Annotated in this window: 12 protein-coding genes, 1 other RNA gene and 2 pseudogenes; 11 read left to right on the forward strand and 4 right to left on the reverse strand. The window is 70.8% G+C overall.

From position 1 onward, the window contains the following. Positions 1-50: 50 nt before the first annotated feature. Together eda and yaaA are read right to left on the reverse strand one after the other, a co-directional pair. Positions 51-674 (reverse strand): bifunctional 4-hydroxy-2-oxoglutarate aldolase/2-dehydro-3-deoxy-phosphogluconate aldolase, encoded by a 624-nt coding sequence (eda, locus tag ACGFSB_RS03915; protein WP_393393529.1) that lies wholly within the window; start codon positions 672-674, stop codon positions 51-53. Positions 675-748: 74 nt separating this feature from the next. Beyond that, the gene (gene yaaA / locus ACGFSB_RS03920; protein ID WP_393393532.1) at positions 749-1,549 is read right to left on the reverse strand and encodes a peroxide stress protein YaaA; all 801 of its coding nucleotides are present in this window, start codon (positions 1,547-1,549) and stop codon (positions 749-751) included. A gap of 142 nt (positions 1,550-1,691) precedes the next feature. Between yaaA and ACGFSB_RS03925 the strand changes: the two genes are divergently transcribed. The 6 genes and pseudogenes from ACGFSB_RS03925 to rnpB all read left to right on the forward strand — a co-directional run bounded on the left by ACGFSB_RS03925 (position 1,692) and on the right by rnpB (position 6,717). Beyond that, a complete protein-coding gene (locus tag ACGFSB_RS03925) occupies positions 1,692-3,155 on the forward strand; it encodes an RNB domain-containing ribonuclease (RefSeq protein WP_393393535.1) in 1,464 nt (487 codons plus the stop codon). Positions 3,156-3,497: 342 nt separating this feature from the next. Next, positions 3,498-3,935, forward strand: coding sequence for a DUF4260 family protein (locus tag ACGFSB_RS03930; protein WP_393393538.1), 438 nt, complete (start codon positions 3,498-3,500; stop codon positions 3,933-3,935). Continuing rightward, on the forward strand, positions 3,928-4,485 hold the full coding sequence (locus ACGFSB_RS03935; protein WP_393393540.1) for a TetR/AcrR family transcriptional regulator: 558 nt from the start codon (positions 3,928-3,930) through the stop codon (positions 4,483-4,485). Before ACGFSB_RS03930 ends, ACGFSB_RS03935 begins: the two co-directional genes overlap by 8 nt. A 23-nt stretch (positions 4,486-4,508) precedes the next feature. Continuing rightward, complete coding sequence (locus tag ACGFSB_RS03940; protein ID WP_393393543.1) at positions 4,509-5,387, forward strand: AraC family transcriptional regulator; 879 nt, start codon at positions 4,509-4,511, stop codon at positions 5,385-5,387. A 73-nt stretch (positions 5,388-5,460) separates the two neighbouring features. Next, positions 5,461-6,177, forward strand: a pseudogene (locus tag ACGFSB_RS03945) (DMT family transporter); the annotation flags it as partial. Positions 6,178-6,307: 130 nt separating this feature from the next. Further along, positions 6,308-6,717, forward strand: an RNA gene (gene rnpB / locus ACGFSB_RS03950) — RNase P RNA component class A. A gap of 77 nt (positions 6,718-6,794) precedes the next feature. On the opposite strand, the pseudogene ACGFSB_RS03955 reads toward rnpB, so the two are convergent. Then, positions 6,795-7,151 (reverse strand): annotated as a pseudogene (locus tag ACGFSB_RS03955) (glycosyltransferase family 2 protein); the annotation flags it as partial. Positions 7,152-7,400: 249 nt separating this feature from the next. Beyond that, positions 7,401-10,514, reverse strand: a complete 3,114-nt coding sequence (locus ACGFSB_RS03960; RefSeq protein ID WP_393393546.1) for a BTAD domain-containing putative transcriptional regulator — start codon at positions 10,512-10,514, stop codon at positions 7,401-7,403. A gap of 146 nt (positions 10,515-10,660) precedes the next feature. Here ACGFSB_RS03960 and ACGFSB_RS03965 point away from each other — a divergent pair, with 146 nt between their 5' ends. From ACGFSB_RS03965 to ACGFSB_RS03985, 5 genes are all read left to right on the forward strand, one after another. Continuing rightward, entirely contained in the window at positions 10,661-11,557 is an 897-nt protein-coding gene (locus tag ACGFSB_RS03965; RefSeq protein WP_393393549.1) for an NAD(P)-dependent oxidoreductase, read from the forward strand. Then, positions 11,550-12,437, forward strand: coding sequence for an NAD(P)-dependent oxidoreductase (locus ACGFSB_RS03970; protein ID WP_393393552.1), 888 nt, complete (start codon positions 11,550-11,552; stop codon positions 12,435-12,437). The genes ACGFSB_RS03965 and ACGFSB_RS03970 overlap by 8 nt, the downstream gene beginning before the upstream one ends. 665 nt (positions 12,438-13,102) lie before the next feature. Further along, entirely contained in the window at positions 13,103-13,744 is a 642-nt protein-coding gene (locus ACGFSB_RS03975; protein ID WP_393393554.1) for a carbonic anhydrase, read from the forward strand. A gap of 83 nt (positions 13,745-13,827) precedes the next feature. Then, positions 13,828-15,315, forward strand: coding sequence for a SulP family inorganic anion transporter (locus ACGFSB_RS03980; protein ID WP_393393849.1), 1,488 nt, complete (start codon positions 13,828-13,830; stop codon positions 15,313-15,315). Positions 15,316-15,470: 155 nt separating this feature from the next. Then, positions 15,471-15,647 (forward strand): hypothetical protein, encoded by a 177-nt coding sequence (locus ACGFSB_RS03985; protein WP_393393556.1) that lies wholly within the window; start codon positions 15,471-15,473, stop codon positions 15,645-15,647. The last annotated feature ends 162 nt before the right edge of the window (positions 15,648-15,809 follow it).

Raw genomic sequence — 15,809 nt, forward strand, 5'->3', positions numbered from 1 at the left:
CGCGGGGAACTGCGCGACCAGCCACGACGTACCCGCAGCGCAGGGCGGGGTCAGCGCAGGCCTGCGGCTTCGCGGGCCAGGGACTCGATCCGGGGCCAGTCCTTCGCTGAGATCGCATCCGCGGGAAGCATCCAACTGCCGCCCACACAGCCGACGTTCTTCAGTGCGAGATACGACGGCGCCGATGTGAGGCCGATCCCGCCCGTCGGGCAGAAGCGGGCCTGCGGCAGCGGTCCGCCGAGCGACTTGAGGTAGGCGGTCCCACCGGCCGCCTCCGCCGGGAAGAACTTCATCTCGTACACGCCGCGCTCGAGCAGCGCCACGACCTCGGACGTCGTCGAGACACCCGGCAGGAACGGCACTCCCGACGCCTTCATCGCGTCGAGCAGCGTGTCGGTCCAGCCCGGACTGACCAGGAAGCGGGCCCCGGCGTCGACGGAGTCCGCGACGTTCTGGGGCGAGATGACGGTGCCCGCGCCGACCACCGCGTCCGGCACCTCCGCCGCGATCGCCCGGATCGCGTCGAGCGCGGCGGGCGTCCGCAGCGTCACCTCGATCGCGGGCAGCCCGCCCGCGACCAGCGCACGCGCCAGCGGCACGGCGTCGGCGATGTCCTCCACGACGACCACGGGGACGACGGGGGCGAGATCGAGCACGGAGGCGGGGGTAGTCATAGGTGCATCCTGCCCTGGCGTACGCAGCATACGCAAAGGGTGTTGCGCATGTTGCAACGCGACGAGGGAGTCCGTCAGTGGATCTCCCGGACCACCACGTCCAGCGCCCATGCCTTGCCCGCTTTCGCGGGCGCCTGCTCCTCCACCACGTGGCCGAGGTCCCGCAGCGCCTCGACCAGTTCGGCCGGGTTCTTCGGCTGGGTGCCGGTGGCCAGCAGGGACCGTACGATCCGGCCCTTGGTCGCCTTGTTGAAGTGTGAGACGACGGAACGCTTCTCGACTCCGTCGACCAGCTGTGAGTGCAGCACCCGTACCGTCGCGGTCCGGTCCGCGACCTCGCCCTTCGGTTTCCAGGCTGCCGTGTACGCCGACGAACGCAGGTCCAGTACGAGTCCGTCGCCCGCGGCCTCGGGCAGCGCCGAGGCCATCGGCGTACGCCAGTGGGCGCCCAGAGCGCCGATGCCGGGCAGCTTCACGCCCATCGAGCAGCGGTAGGAGGGGATGCGGTCGGTGATGCCGACGGCGCCCCAGAGGCCGGAGAAGACGAGCAGCGAGCGGGCCGCGCGGCGCTTGGCGGGGGCGTCCAGGGTGGCGAGGTCGAGGGCGTCGTAGAGGACGCCGGTGTAGATCTCCCCGGCGGGGCGGGCGCCGGCCGTGCGGAGCTCGGTGTTCTTCGCGACCTCGCCGCGCAGGCCCTCACTCAGGCCGAGTACGCCGCGGGCCTTCTCCTCGTCCGCCACACAGAGGTCGACCAGCTCATCGAGGACTGCCTGCCGCGCGGGGGCGAGCGCCGGGAGCGAGAGCGACTCCAGTTTCAAGGGGGCGCCGCGGCCGGAGGGGGCCTTGCCTTCGGAGGGCGGCAGCAGGACGAGCATGGGTCTCCTTCGGAGGTGACGGGAGGGGGGTGCGGCGGCCCCGGGGCCAGGGTAATCGCCGCGGGGGCGTTGCCGGTCACCCGGCGGTTGGGTCCCCCGTCCTCGCCGTGCCGCCCTGCCCCGCCCGGCCTACGCTCGACCCATGCCCCGCCGCCATCTCCGTGTGACCGGCGCAGCCGAGGCTCCGTTGCGGGGCGTGCTGCGTGAGCTGCGTGTGAAGCTGGATGTTCCTGACGCCTTTCCCGGGAACGTTCTCGCTGATGCCGAGCAGGCCGTCGCCGCTCCTCGCCTCCCCTCGTACGACGCGACCGACATCCCCTTCTTCACCATCGACCCGCCCACCTCCGTCGACCTCGACCAGGCGATGCACCTCTCCCGGCGGGACCGGAGGGACGGCCGGGGCGGTGGTGGATTCCGGGTGAGGTACGCCATCGCGGACGTCGCCGCGTACGTCACGCCGGGCGCGCCGCTCGACACCGAAGCCCACCGCCGTGTCACCACCCTCTACTTCCCCGACGAGAAGGTGCCGCTGCACCCCACCTCGCTGAGCGAGGGCGCGGCCAGTCTCCTTCCGGGGCAGGACTGCCCTGCCGTCCTGTGGACGATCGACCTCGACGGCGACGGGCGGGCCATCTCCACCGACGTACGCCGTGCCCTCGTACGCAGCCGCGCGAAGCTCGACTACGACGGGGTGCAGCAGGCCATCGACGGCGGCACCGCCGAGGAGTCCCTGGCCCTGCTCGCCGACATCGGGCGGCTCCGCGAGCAGCTGGAGGTGGAGCGGGGAGGCATCTCCCTCAACGTCCCCGAACAGGAGATCGTCGAGCGGAACGGCGCGTACGAACTCGACTTCCGCGCCCCGCTCCCCGCCGACGGGTGGAACGCCCAGATCTCCCTCCTCACCGGAATGGCCGCAGCCGAACTGATGATCCAGTCGGGCACCGGCATCCTGCGCACCCTGCCCACCGCCCCGGACGGCGCGGTCGGCCGGCTCCGGCGTACCGCGAAGGCCCTGGAGATCGACTGGCCGCACCACGTCCCGTACGCCCAGCTGGTCCGTTCCCTCGACCCGCACCAGCCGCATCACGCCGCGTTCCTCCAGGAGTGCACCACCCTGCTGCGCGGCGCGGGCTACACCGCGTTCAGCGGCGGCGACGTCCCCGACCTCACCACGCACGCCGCCGTCGCCGCCCCCTACGCCCACTGCACGGCCCCGCTGCGCCGCCTCGTCGACCGGTACGCCGCCGAGCTCTGTCTGGCTGCGGTCGCCGGGGCCGAGCCCCCGGACTGGGTGCTCGCCGCGCTGCCCGAGCTGCCCAAGGAGATGGCGGACGGCACGCGGCGCGCCAACACCGTGGAGCGCGAGTGCGTGGACATCGTCGAGGCCGCACTGCTCAAGGACCGCGTCGGTGAGTTCTTCGACGCGGTGGTGGTGGACGTTCAGGAGGGACGTGAACCGGCCGCCGGGACGGTCCAGTTGACCGACCCCGCGATCGTCGCCCGCATCGAGGGCGGTCCGGGTGAACTGCCGCTGGGGGAACGGCTGAGGGTGCGACTCACGCAGGCGGAGCCGGGGACGGCGAAGGTCCAGTTCGCGCCCGCTTGAGGGTGGTGAGGAACCTCTCGGGATCGTCGGCATGCAGTCGTACCGTCGTCACAGGGCGGCGCTTTCCGAGGAACCCGACCGCCGTGACGGGCGCCGTCAGTTCCAGCGTGAGGGAGGTCTGCGCGCCGACAGGCAGGTCGAGCACTCCCGCTCATGCTCCCGCTCATGAGGCCAGTAGAAACGTTGACGCTGCGGCAAGGTCAAGCGGGCGCTGGGCCTTCTGGAGTTCTTCCGGGGACGCTCCGGGTGCCTTCTCCTCGCGGCGCACCCCTTGACGGCTAACGGTGTTAGCCATAGCGTTCTGGCTAACAGGGTTAGCCAGCCGCTTTCGAGGAGGACCCCATGAGCGCCACGGCAACGCACCCCGAGAACGTCACCGCCCCGGCCACGACCGGCGGCGCGCTCACCGTCGCCCGCCGCGTCGCCTGGCTGGCGAACGCGCTCTTCTGGTCGGTCTTCGCCGTGCTCGAAGCCGTCAATCACGGCTGGCTCGCGGGCGTTCTGGCCTTCGCCTTCTTCATCGCCCCCGATCTGACCTTCCTGGTCGGGGTCAGTGACGCGCCCCGCATGGCCAAGGGGCAACTCCCGCCCCGCGCCGTGCCGTTCTACAACACGGCCCACCGTGCCCTGGTCCCCCTCGCCCTCGTGGCTCTCTACCCCTTCACGCCGGTCGTATGGGCCCCCGCCTTCGCCGCCCTGTGCGGCTGGCTCGCCCACATCTCGTACGATCGTGCCTTCGGCTATGGACTGCGTACGAAGGAAGGCTTCCAGCGTGGCTGACCAGCGACGGGAGCAGCGGGCCGCGCCCGGAGGGTCGCGCCTCACCCCCCGCGCGCGGGAGATCGTCTCGGCGGCGCGCGAACTCCTGGAGGAGTCGGGTGCCGAGAAGCTCACGATGCGCTCCCTGGCCGACCGGCTCGGTATCAAGGCCCCGTCCCTCTACAAGCACTTCCCCGACAAGACGGCGGTGGAGGTCGAGCTGATCGCGCACATGCTCGCCGAATCGGCGGAAGCCTGCGAGGCGGCCGAGGCCGAGCACCCCGGCTCGCTCCAGGCCCTGACCGACGCCTATCGCGCCTACGCCCTCGCCCACCCCCACCTCTACCGCCTCGCCACCGAACGCCCCCTCCCGCGCCACGCCCTCCCGCCGGGCCTGGAGGACCGGGCCGCCGCCCCCCTCATGCGGGCCTGCGACAACGACATCGACCTGGCCCGCGCAGCCTGGGCCTTCGCGCACGGCATGGTCATCCTGGAGATCCACGGCCGGTTTCCCGACGACGCGGACCTGGCGACGGCATGGAAGAGGGGCACGCGGGCGTTGCACCCCTGAGGACGGCGACGAGGGGGAGCGGCATGGATGGCGGGACTGTGCACGGAGGCCGTGAGCACGCGGTACCGCAGGGCGGTCGAGAGCACGCGGTCTGGACCCGCGCCCGCATCGAACCGTGCGCGCCGCCCCTCGACCTCCTCACCGCCCGCTTCGACCGGCACCGCTACGCCCCGCACTACCACGAGGAGTTCACCGTCGGCGTCTGTGTCGGCGGCTCCGAGATCATCGACTACCGGGGCGGCCGCCTCGACGTGGGCCCGGGAACCATCGTCGTACTCGCGCCCGGCGAAGTGCACACGGGTGGCCCCGGCCGCCAAGGTGGCTACGCGTACAGGGCGATGTACCCGGCGCCCCACCTCCTCGCAGAGGGCACCGTCACCGCCCCGCACTTCCGCGACCCGGTCCTGAACGACCCCGAGCTCGCGGCGGCCCTGCGCACGGCACACACCGAACTCAGCATCAGCCCCGAACCGTTGGAGGCCGAGTCACGCCTCCCCTGGCTGCTCACCACCCTCGCCCGCAGGCACGGCGGCGCCCGGCTCCTGTGCGACACGGTGCCCGGCGCCGACCGCATCGCCCGCGCGGTACGCGACCGCCTGGCGGATGAGCTCCTGGCCCCACCCTCCCTCGCCGAACTCGCCGCGCCCCTCGGCCTGTCCCGCTACCAACTCCTGCGCGCTTTCCGTACGTCGACGGGGATGCCGCCCTATGCGTGGCTCGCCCAGCACCGCGTGACCCGGGCCCGCGCGCTCCTGGAGGCGGGGTTGCGACCGGCGGAGACAGCCTCCCTGGTGGGCTTCGCCGACCAGGCGCATCTGACGCGCTGGTTCCGCCGGGTACTAGGGGTGACCCCGGCGGCGTACCGCAACAGCGTTCAAGACGGCGGGCGTCGAACGGCCTGAAACTGCCCGCATGACTGCACGCGGCTGGTTCCTCTTCTCCCTCATGGGCGTCCTCTGGGGCATCCCCTACCTGATGATCAAGGTGGCGGTCGAAGACCTCTCACCGTCGATGGTGGTCTTCACCCGCTGTGCGCTCGGCGCCGCCCTGTTGCTGCCGTTCGCGCTGCGCCAAGGGGGCCTCACCCGCGTCCTGCGCACCCACTGGAAGCCGATGCTGGCCTTCGCCTGCATCGAGATCCTGGGCCCCTGGTGGACCCTGACCGACGCCGAGCGCCGCCTCTCCAGCTCCACAGCGGGCCTGTTGATCGCCGCCGTACCGATCATCGGCGCAGTCCTGGCCCGCTTCTTCGGCGACACGGAGCGGCTCGGCGCACGCCGTCTGACGGGCCTCGGCCTGGGCCTGGGCGGGGTGGCGGTCCTCACCGTCCCGCACCTCACCGGCGGCGATGCCTGGTCCCTCACGGAGGTCCTGCTCACGGCACTCGGTTACGCGATCGCCCCGCTGATCGTGGCCCGCCACCTCAAGGCGGTCCCCACGCTCCAACTGATAGCCCCCTGCCTGACCTTGGCGGCCCTCGTCTACGCACTCCCGGCGGCGGCCACCTGGCCCACGACGGTGCCGAGCCCTCAAACCCTTGCCTCCCTGGCGGGCCTGGGCGTCATCTGCACGGCCCTGGCCTTCGTCGTCTTCCTCGAACTCATCCGGGAGGCGGGCCCGACCCGCGCGGTCGTCTTCACCTACGTGAACCCGGCGGTGGCGGTGGCGGCAGGCGTCGCGTTCCTCTCCGAACCCATCACGGCGGGCGTCGCGACAGCCTTCCTGCTCATCCTGGCGGGCTCGTTCCTTGCGACGGGGGCGTCGGCTTCGTCCGGGGGCCGGAGCTCCCGCACACGGCGGGTAGCATGGTCGACACGGCAGACGAGCCGGGCGGACGGCCGCGTGAAGCTCCCCTCACCAGGGGCTCTTCCCGAGGAACGTCCGGGCTCCACAGGGCAAGGTGGTGGCTAACGGCCACCCGGGGTGACCCGCGGGACAGTGCCACAGAAAACAGACCGCCGGAGGCTTCGGCCTCCGGTAAGGGTGAAACGGTGGTGTAAGAGACCACCAGCGCCTGAGGTGACTCAGGCGGCTAGGTAAACCCCACCTGGAGCAAGGTCAAGAGGGGCCCTGGAAACAGGACCCTGCGCGGATGACTGAGGGCTGCCCGCCCGAGTCCGCGGGTAGACCGCACGAGGTCCGTAGCAATGCGGACCCTAGATGGATGGCCGTCTCCCCGGCCGCCGCGAGGCGACCGGGCGACAGAACCCGGCGTACAGCCCGACTCGTCTGCCTTCGCGGCTCTGAACAGGAGTTTTCTTCTGTTCAGAGCCGCTTCTCGCGCTCGGAGACCGGGGCCGTACGACGGGTCAGATCACCGGCGGTCGGCCAAGGCGGGTCATGTGCCATACCGTGCGCCAGCGCATGGGCCGCCGCCGGCCGCACGAGCGGCGCACGCCTTCGACGAAGCCACCCGCCCAGGCTCGCAGCCCACCGAGCGACCGTGTGCGGGCCAGAGTCAGCAGCGTCCAGATGCCCAGGTAGACAGGGATGAGAGGGAGCGGAAGGTTACGCCGGGCGAGCCAGACGCGGTTGCGGGCGGTCATCCGGTAGTAGACCGCGTGCCGGGCGGGGGAGGTCTTGGGGTGCTGGAGCAGCAACTCCGGCTCGTAAAGGATCTGCCACCCCGCGTCCAGTGCCCGCCAGGCCAGATCCGTCTCCTCGTGTTTTCTTGCCTCTGAAGAGAGCTTGCGCTGCTTGACCAGCATAGATACTTCGCAGGCAGGTATGTGGCGTGCGGACAGGGCGCCGTTCGCGGCCTACGGCGGCTAGGACGAGTTGTGACAGTGAATCCGCGATCCGGACCGCTTCCGCCGATTGTTCTTGATCTTGCTCCGGGAAAGGGTCATTTGTGGGAGGTGCTCACCGGGCCCCGTCGGGCCTCGGGCTCGGCCAAGGTGACCGTGTCGGGTTCCTCAGCCCTCTCTACTCGTCGACCCGCCGTGGCGTCCTACGTCGGGATCGTCGTCGACGCCGGCAGAGAACTCTGCAGCGAACGTCTCTGCGCCCAGCGTCGCGACAACCTTGGCAGTGATGCGCTCGACGTCGCCGCGTTCGGCCTCCGGGAGAGGGGCGCCGGAGGATTCCCGGGCCCGGGTGGCTATGCCCAGGAGGCGGGCGGCCTGCACGGGTTGACCCGCGAGGGCGTACGCCCCGGCGAGGCCCTCGTGGGCGAGGGCGAGGGCCCGGGGGTCGCCGCTGTCACGGACGACGGCGAGACCTTGTCGGTGCAGGGCGAGGGCCGCGGGTGCGTCGCCGCGTTGTTCGGCGAGGAAGCCGAGTTCGGCAAGGAGCAGTGCGGGGCCGGGGCCGAAGGCGACATCGTGGTGCCATGCGAGGGTTCTGCGGAGGTGCTTCTCGGCGAGGTCGAAGTCGCCCTCGCGCCGGGCTCCGAGGGCGAGGCCTATTTCGGCGTGGATCTCGCCCGCCGCGTAGCCGTGTTCGGCGGCCAGGGCCATCGCCTGCCGGTGGCGCTCGGTGGCCAGCGGGAAGTCACCGGTCAGGAGGGCGACCCTGCCAAGCCCGGTGAGCCGGTCGGCGGCGTCTGTCCAGAAGCCCAGTTCTTCGGCCAGGCAGAGACCGTCCTGGTGCAGTTGTGCGGCGTGCGTGTAGTCGCCGGTGATCGCGGCCAGTGCTGCCAGTGGATAGGTGGTCTGCAACTGTCCCCAGCGATCGCCGAGTTCTTCGAAGAGCGCGTGGCCGTCCTCGGCGCTGTGGCGCAGTGCGGCGAGGTCGCCCCGCAGCAGGGCCTGGGTGGCCCGGGTGCTCTGTGCCGCGGCGATTCCCCAGCGGTCCCCGGCTGTGTGGAAGTCGGCCAGGGCACGATCCACCAGAGTCTCGCTGCGTGCCAGGTCTTCGCCAGCGCTGAGCGAGGCGTAGCCGAGGAACCATGCGGCACGTGCGCCACCGGCTCGGTCGTCGGTGGTTTTCTCGGGCGCACGGGCTGGACCGTTGGGTCCCTCCCCGGCCAGCATCGTGAATCCCGCATGCCAGACGGCGGCTTGGGAACGGAGGCCCGCCTCGGCGTCGCCGGTGATACGCAGGGTTTCGTCCAGCGATCGCCGGGCCTCGCTCAGCCGGCCGCGCAGGAACCAGTACCAGGTTGTGGCGAGCACCATGCGCATTGCCCCGGTGGCGTCCTGTCGTCGCACGGCGCGTTCCAGGGCAATACGCAGGTTGGCGCTTTCGCGGTCAAGGCGCGTCAGCCAGAGCTGCTGCTCAGAGCTGTGGAGTCGGGCTGCGGCCTGTTCGACGAGTTCGGCGTAGAAGGCGTGGTGGCGTAGGTGGAGAGCCTCGGACTCACCCGCCTCCACCAGGCGTTCCAGCGCATACACCGACACCGACTCCGGCAGCCGGTATCGAGGGCCGTCGGCCACGGTGACCAGCGAGCGGTCCACCAGCCGGATCAGCGGGTCGAGGACGTCCCGGTCATCGCTGCCGCACACGGCCTCGGCCGCTTCCAGGGTGCAGCCGTCGGCAAAGACCGCCAGGCGGCGCAGGAGCTTCTGTTCGTCATCGGCAAGCAGTTCCCAGCTCCAGTCGATCACTGCCCTGAGGGTTCGCTGGCGCGGTGGAACGCCGCGCCGGCCGCCGGCCAGCAGACGGAACCTGTCGTCCAGGCGGGCGGACAACTCCGACACACCCAGCGCACGGACCCGAGTGGCAGCGAGTTCCAGCGCAAGAGGTATCCGGTCGAGGCGTCGGCAGATCGTCGCGACGGCCTCCGCGTTGTGCTCGGTGACGGCGAATCCGGGCGCGGCGGCCGCGGCCCGTACGGAGAACAGCTCCTCGGCGTCGGCCTGGGGCAGCGGCGGCACGGTCCACACCGCCTCTCCGGCCAGGCCGAGTGGTTCCCTGCTGGTGGCCAGGACGCTCAGCCCGGGTGCGGCGGCCAGGACCCGGCGTACAACGTCGGCCGCCGAGTCGATGACGTGCTCGCAGTTGTCGAGGAGCAGCAGGAGTCGCTTCGACCGCAGAGCGTCCTCCAGGCCCACCGCTCCCTCCTCCCGTACGCCCAGGGCAGCGCTCAGTTGCTCGGCCACCTCGGTGGATCCGGCGAGGCCGACCATCCGGACGCCGTCGAGATAGGCACCGGCCGCACGGCCGGCCGCCTCCTCCGCCAGGCGAGTCTTGCCCACCCCGCCGGGGCCGGTCAGCGTCACCAGCCGGTGGCTGGTGAGCAGTTCACCTATCGCGGGCACCGCGTCCTGCCTGCCAATCAGACCGGTGAGCGGCGCCGCCAGGTCGCCGTACCTCATCTTGCCTGGGACGGAGGCTGTCTCAAGGGCCGCGTCGTGGGCGAGGATCGACTGGTGCAGAGCGGTCAGTTCCGGTCCGGGGTCCACGCCCAGTTCGTCGGCCAGCTGCTTCCGCAGTTCGTCGTACACGGCCAGTGCTTCGGACTGGCGCCCGGCCCGGTAGAGGGCCCGCAGTTGCACGGCGCGCAGCCGCTCCCGCAGCGGGTGGTGGACCGCCAGCTCACCCAACTCGCCGCTGAGTGTGTGGTGCTCGCCCAGTTCAAGGCGGGTCTCGGCGAGCGCTTCCATGGTGGTCAGGCGCTGCTCCTCAAGGAGTCCGGCCGCGGCGCGCAGGAACGGAAGGTCGCGCAGGTCGGCGAAGGCCTCCCCCCTCCACAGCGCCAGAGCGTCGGTTAGCAGGTCCGCCCTGGTACGTGGGTCCTCGGTGTCGTACGCGGCAGCAGTCATATCGGCGAATTGACGGGAGTCCATGTCTCCGGGGCCGATACGCAGCAGGTATCCCGGGGGCCTCGACTGCACCAGTGTCTCGGCCCCGGGCTCGGCCCGCGCCAGGGCGCGGCGCAGCCGGGAAACCTTCGTCTGCAGGGCACCGGCCGGGTTTCCGGGCAGCCGATCGCCCCATAGTTCGTCCACCAGGCGGTCGGCCGAGACCGTCTGTCCCGCGTGGACGAGCAGAGCGGCCAGCAGGGCGCGCACCTTCGCTTCCGGGACGTCAACCGTGCTTCCGGCCGCCGTCCGGACAGTGAGCGGGCCGAGCACGGAAAAGTACATGACTGCACGGTATCCGGCCGACCGGCAGCGGCTGTCCGGGGACCGACAGTGGCTCGACAGAGGTCCGACAGCGCCGGTCGACACAGTGAGGGCACACCGAACGAGCCGTCCGGTGCCGTCAGTCGAATGAGCCAGGGAGTCAGCACATGTCGGAGCACGAGAACCACGAGCGGTCCACGGTGTCGGTGATCGGCCTGGGGCAGATGGGCACCCGGCTCGCACAGGCCTTCCTCGCCGCCGGCTACGTCACGACCGTATGGAACCGCACCGCCGCGAAGGCCGACGCACTCGTCGCCCAGGGCGCCGTCCGGGCGACGACCGTGGAGGAAGCGGTCGCCGCGAGTCCCCTGGTCGTGGTCTGCGTGCCGGACTACAAGACCGTGGAATACCTGCTCGATCCGGTGGCGGAGCGCCTGCGCGGCCGTGCCCTGGCGAACCTGACCTCCGGCACTCCGGAGGAAGCCGTCCGTATCGCCGACTGGGCGGCCGGGCACGGCGCGGACTACCTCGACGGCGCCGCCATGAGCGGCACCCGGCTGGTCGGGCGGCCCGAGGGGCTGTTCGTCTTCAGCGGCTCTCCGGAAGCCTTCACCACCCACCGGACGGTGTTGGCGAGCCTGGGAAACTCCGTACACCTCGGCGCTGACCCGGCGCTGTCCCCGCTGTACGACACGGCACTGTTCGGTCTGGCCTGGGGTGCGCTGGCGGGCTTCTACCACGCCGTGGCCCTGGTGGGCGCGGCAGACGTCGACCCGGCGGCCTTCGCCGCGGTGGCGACGGGGCACATGCCGTTCGTCACCTCGCTGATGGCCGACCACGCCCGCCAGATCGAGGACGGCCGTTTCCCGGACGACGACGGCACCGTGGAGGTGCACGCGGCAGCGATGGAGCACCTCCTGCACACCAGCAGGGCCCGCGGCATCGGCACCGACGTGCCGGAGCTGATCGGGAACCTGCTGGATCGGGCGGCGGCCACCGGAAACGGCTCCCGCGGCATCGCCAGCGTCATCGAGACGATCACGAAGGGCGAGCGGAATGCCTGAGCAGACGAAGCCGCACGTCACGGTCCTCGGTCTCGGCCGGATGGGCACCCCAATTGCCTCCGCGTTCCTCGACGCCGGTTACCCGACGACCGTATGGAACCGCACCGCCGCCAAAGCCGACGCACTCGTCGCCCAGGGCGCCATCCACGCGACAACCACCACCGAGGCGGTCGCGGCCGGCCCACTGGTGATCGCCCCGCTCCTCGACCACGACGCTGTATGGCAGACCCTCGGTCCCACCGTCTCCGCGTTGCATGGCCGCACCCTGGTCAACCTGGCCAACAGCACCCCCGGTCAGGCTCGTGAGCTGGCCGCCTGGGCCGCCGGACACGGCGCCGACTACCTCGACGGCGCCATGATGGCCCTCCCCGAGACCGTCGCCACCCCGGAGGGCTTCTTCCTCTACAGCGGTTCCCAGAGTGCCTTCACCACCCACCGGCGCGAGCTGGAAGTGATGGCGCCGGCACACTACTTCGGCACGGACCCCGGCTCTGCGGAGGTCCACGACCTGGCCCTGCTGGGCACCGGATACGCGGCCCTTACCGGGTTTCTGCATGCTGCGGCACTCCTCAACTCGGTGGGCACCACCCCTGAGGTGTTCGCCCCGCTGGCGGCCCGATGGCTGCACGGCATGGCCGAGTTCCTGCCCGAACTGGCGCGCGAGGCCGAAGCAGCGGCGTATGCGGATGGGGTCTCCACGGTCGACCTGAACCGGGCCGGGGTCGACAGCCTCATCCACCTCAGCAGAGCCAGCGGCATTGCCACCGACGTCCATGAGCCGCTGAAAGCCCTGCTCGACAGGCGATCGGCCGACGGCCACGGCCAGGACAGCTTCTCCAGCGTGTTCGAGCTGCTGAGATCACAAGGCACTGCGGAGTGATGAACACGGAGCGTGGGGTGGCTCAGCGACGTGCAGTTCTGTCAAGAGGTGACTCCGCCCCGGCACAAGTTCGCTCAAGCCTCGTAGCTCGGGCGCCGCCGACTCGTCGACTTTGCCGGCCACGTCCCCGACTCCCTACGGCCACGGGCGGCGGCTCGGGGTCATCCCCGAGCCGAGGCGGCCTCGCCATGCGGTCTGCGTGGGCCGGGCACCGTCGCCGCGGCCAGGTCCAGCTCCAGGCGGCTGTTCATGTCCAGCTCGAACCGGCCGTACATCTCCGTACGGCACCTTCCGTCTGGCGCCCGCCCCTCTTCGCTCCGTCGCGCCTTCACCCCGCCGCGTCGCGATCGCAAGGAGGCGCGAACGGAATCGCCGCTCGTGCTCCACGCGATCGCACCTGGTCGCCGCTTGAAAAGTTGATCGTTGGACGAACTTCCACTCCAGGGGGCGGCAGGGGCGTCTTTTACTCAACCTTTGGCAGAAATTTGCTCTACCCCCCAAGGTTAATGCGATGGCAAAGTGGAAGACGCGACAGCCGTTCAGGCTGTCTCGCGGGTGCCGCACAACCCGCTGCGACAGCAGTCCGCGCCACCCCATTGCCGCTTTCCGACCCGACCACACCGCGTCCCGGCCCCCGGCCGTAGCGACGCAGGAGGCAGGCCGCCTTGAAGTCACTGATCGACAACGCCCGTTCCTTCGCCACGACTCATGTGGCGGACCCTCGTAACACCGAGGCCTTCCAGGCCCTCAGAGCCGGGCAGTCGCCCGAAGCCCTCTTCGTCACGTGCTCCGACTCACGTGTCGTCCCCGCTCTCATCACCGGAGCAGACCCCGGTGAACTCTTCGAACTCCGTACGGCCGGCAGTGTGGTACCGCCCTACCCATCGCGCGAACCGACCGGCCAGGACAACCGCCCCATGAGTGAGGCCGCGACCATCGAGTACGCGGTGTGCGTGCTCGGGGTCCGCGACATCGTCGTCTGCGGGCACTCGCACTGCGGGGCGGTCGGCGCCCTGGTGCGGGGCGAAGACCTCTCCGCCGTACCGGCCGTGCGCGACTGGCTCGAACACTCCGTCGCTCCGGACGCCGCCCTGCGTTCCGTCGTCCCGTCCTCCGCGGACGTGGCGGAAGCCGTACAGGTGCATGTGCTCGCGCAGTTGGCGAGACTGCGCGACTACCCCTGCGTGCGGGAGCGGACCGACGACGGATCGCTCACCCTGCACGCCTGGTACTACGAGGTGCACACCGGGGCCGTTGCTGCCCACCAGCCGTCCTTCGACGGCCGACCGGCGTTCGGTCCGCTGTGAGGGCCACCTCTCCCAGGGCCGGTACCCCCAAGGCCGGTACCCCCAAGGCCACTTCCCCCAAGGCCGCCTCCCCTTTTCGCGCACTGCGTGAACCGGGCGTTCCGCGCCAGGACGTACTCGCCTCGCTCGTCGTGTTCCTTGTCGCGCTGCCGCTGTGCGTCGGCGTGGCCGTGGCCTCCGGCGTACCCGCCGAACTCGGCCTGGTCACCGGCATCGTCGGTGGCCTCGTCGTCGGCTTCCTGCCGGGCAGCGCCCTACAGGTGAGCGGGCCCGCCGCCGGACTGACCGTGCTCGTCTTCGAGGCGGTACGCGAATTCGGGCTCGGCGTGCTCGGCGCCATCGTGCTGCTCACCGGCGTACTACAGATCGTCCTCGGTCTGCTGCGCTGCGGTCGCTGGTTCCGCGCCATCTCGGTGTCCGTCGTCCAGGGGATGCTGGCGGGCATCGGGCTCGTACTGATTCTCGGTCAGCTCTACAGCATGGTCGGGGCCGAGCAGCCGCTGTCCGGTATCGACAAGATCACAGGGTTGCCCGGACTGGTCGTGGACACGCTGAGCGGCGTCGCCTCACCGGCGGGCGCGGGCATCGGCCTCGGTACCATCGCCGTCTTGGTGCTATGGCCGAAACTGCCCGCGGCCGTACGTCTGGTGCCCGCTCCGCTGGCCGCCGTCGCACTCGCCACCGCCGTGTCCGCCGGGCTGCGCCTGGATGTGGCGAACGTGACCGTACGAGGTCTGGTCGACGCCATCCAGCCACCGGGACCCGGTGACCTGGCGGCCCTCGGCAGCGTGGCTGCGCTCGGCACGGTCCTGGCGTTCACCCTGATCGCCTCCGCCGAATCGCTGTTCAGCGCCGCCGCCGTGGACCGTATGCACGACGGGCCACGCACGCACTACGACAAGGAACTCGTCGCCCAGGGTGTCGGCAACACGGTCTGCGGCGTGCTCGGGGCCCTGCCGATGACCGCGGTCATCGTGCGCAGCTCCGCCAACGTCGAGGCCGGGGCGCGTACTCCGCTCTCCCGGATCCTGCACGGCGCCTGGCTGCTGCTGTTCGCCGTGCTGCTGCCCGCCGCGCTCGGCATCATCCCCCTCGCCGCGCTCGCGGGCGTCCTGGTGCACGCGGGCTGCAAGCTGATCCCCGTCAAGGCGATCGTCCCGCTGGCCCGCGCTCACCGGGGCGAGGCGCTGGTCCTCGCCACCACCGCGATAGCCATCGTGGTGACCAACATGTTCGAAGGCGTGGTCATCGGCCTGGTGCTAGCGGTGGTCAAGTCCGCCTGGGACACCTCCCATGTGCACGTGGGCGTACGGGAACTGACCGATGGCCGACTGGTCGTGACCCTCACCGGGAACGCCACGTTCCTGCGCCTGCCGCGCATTCTGGAGACCCTGGAGGCGCTGCCCAAGGACCGGCTCATCGAGCTGGATCTGACCGCGGTGCGCCATCTGGACCACGCCTGCCGTACGACGCTGGAGAACTGGGCGAAGGGGCACAACGACAGCGATACGGAAGCTGTGCGGGTGAAGGTGCTTCCGGTGGCCGGTTCCGGAGGTGAGGGGTCCCCGTAGGAGTCGAGGGGCCTTCGTGGGAGCCGCGCGAAGTGCGCCATCCGGCCCGCCCCTCCCCTTGACACTCTCTTGACCAACTCTTTACGTTCGTTGCAGATGGGGTGAAAGATATGAATCCTGTCTATTCAGTAGCGAATGCCGAATAAGAAACATCTATGGAGGTTTCCATCATGGAGAAGCTCATCAAGCGCATGACCGAAGAGTCCGTGTGGCAGAAGTGGGTCGCTGCCAACTCCGGTCCGGGCGGCGCCCAGTCGAAGGAAGGCTGCATCAGCGCGACGCCGAAGAGCGGCTGCATCAGCGCCACCGGCAAGAGCGGCTGCATCTCCTGACCCGCTGAAGTGTCTGTCGCGGGGGCGCCCCCCCCCGGGGGGGGGGGGGGGCCCCCCCCCCGCCGCCCCCCCCCCCCCCCCCCCCCCGGCCCCCGCGGGCCCCCCCCCCGCCCCCCCCCGGGCGCCGGCGGCGGCGCGGCCCCCGGGGGGGGGCCCGGGCGC

The sequence above is a fragment of the Streptomyces sp. NPDC048441 genome (genome assembly GCF_043200235.1).
Lineage (GTDB): Bacteria > Actinomycetota > Actinomycetes > Streptomycetales > Streptomycetaceae > Streptomyces.

Bases quoted from the DNA above. Each gene is read 5' to 3' on its own strand.
- eda (WP_393393529.1), bottom strand. From the start codon at position 674: ATGACTACCCCCGCCTCCGTGCTCGATCTCGCCCCCGTCGTCCCCGTG.
- yaaA (WP_393393532.1), bottom strand. From the start codon at position 1,549: ATGCTCGTCCTGCTGCCGCCCTCCGAAGGCAAGGCCCCCTCCGGCCGC.
- ACGFSB_RS03925 (WP_393393535.1), top strand. From the start codon at position 1,692: ATGCCCCGCCGCCATCTCCGTGTGACCGGCGCAGCCGAGGCTCCGTTG.
- ACGFSB_RS03930 (WP_393393538.1), top strand. From the start codon at position 3,498: ATGAGCGCCACGGCAACGCACCCCGAGAACGTCACCGCCCCGGCCACG.
- ACGFSB_RS03940 (WP_393393543.1), top strand. From the start codon at position 4,509: ATGGATGGCGGGACTGTGCACGGAGGCCGTGAGCACGCGGTACCGCAG.
- ACGFSB_RS03960 (WP_393393546.1), bottom strand. From the start codon at position 10,514: ATGTACTTTTCCGTGCTCGGCCCGCTCACTGTCCGGACGGCGGCCGGA.
- ACGFSB_RS03965 (WP_393393549.1), top strand. From the start codon at position 10,661: ATGTCGGAGCACGAGAACCACGAGCGGTCCACGGTGTCGGTGATCGGC.
- ACGFSB_RS03970 (WP_393393552.1), top strand. From the start codon at position 11,550: ATGCCTGAGCAGACGAAGCCGCACGTCACGGTCCTCGGTCTCGGCCGG.
- ACGFSB_RS03985 (WP_393393556.1), top strand. From the start codon at position 15,471: ATGGAGGTTTCCATCATGGAGAAGCTCATCAAGCGCATGACCGAAGAG.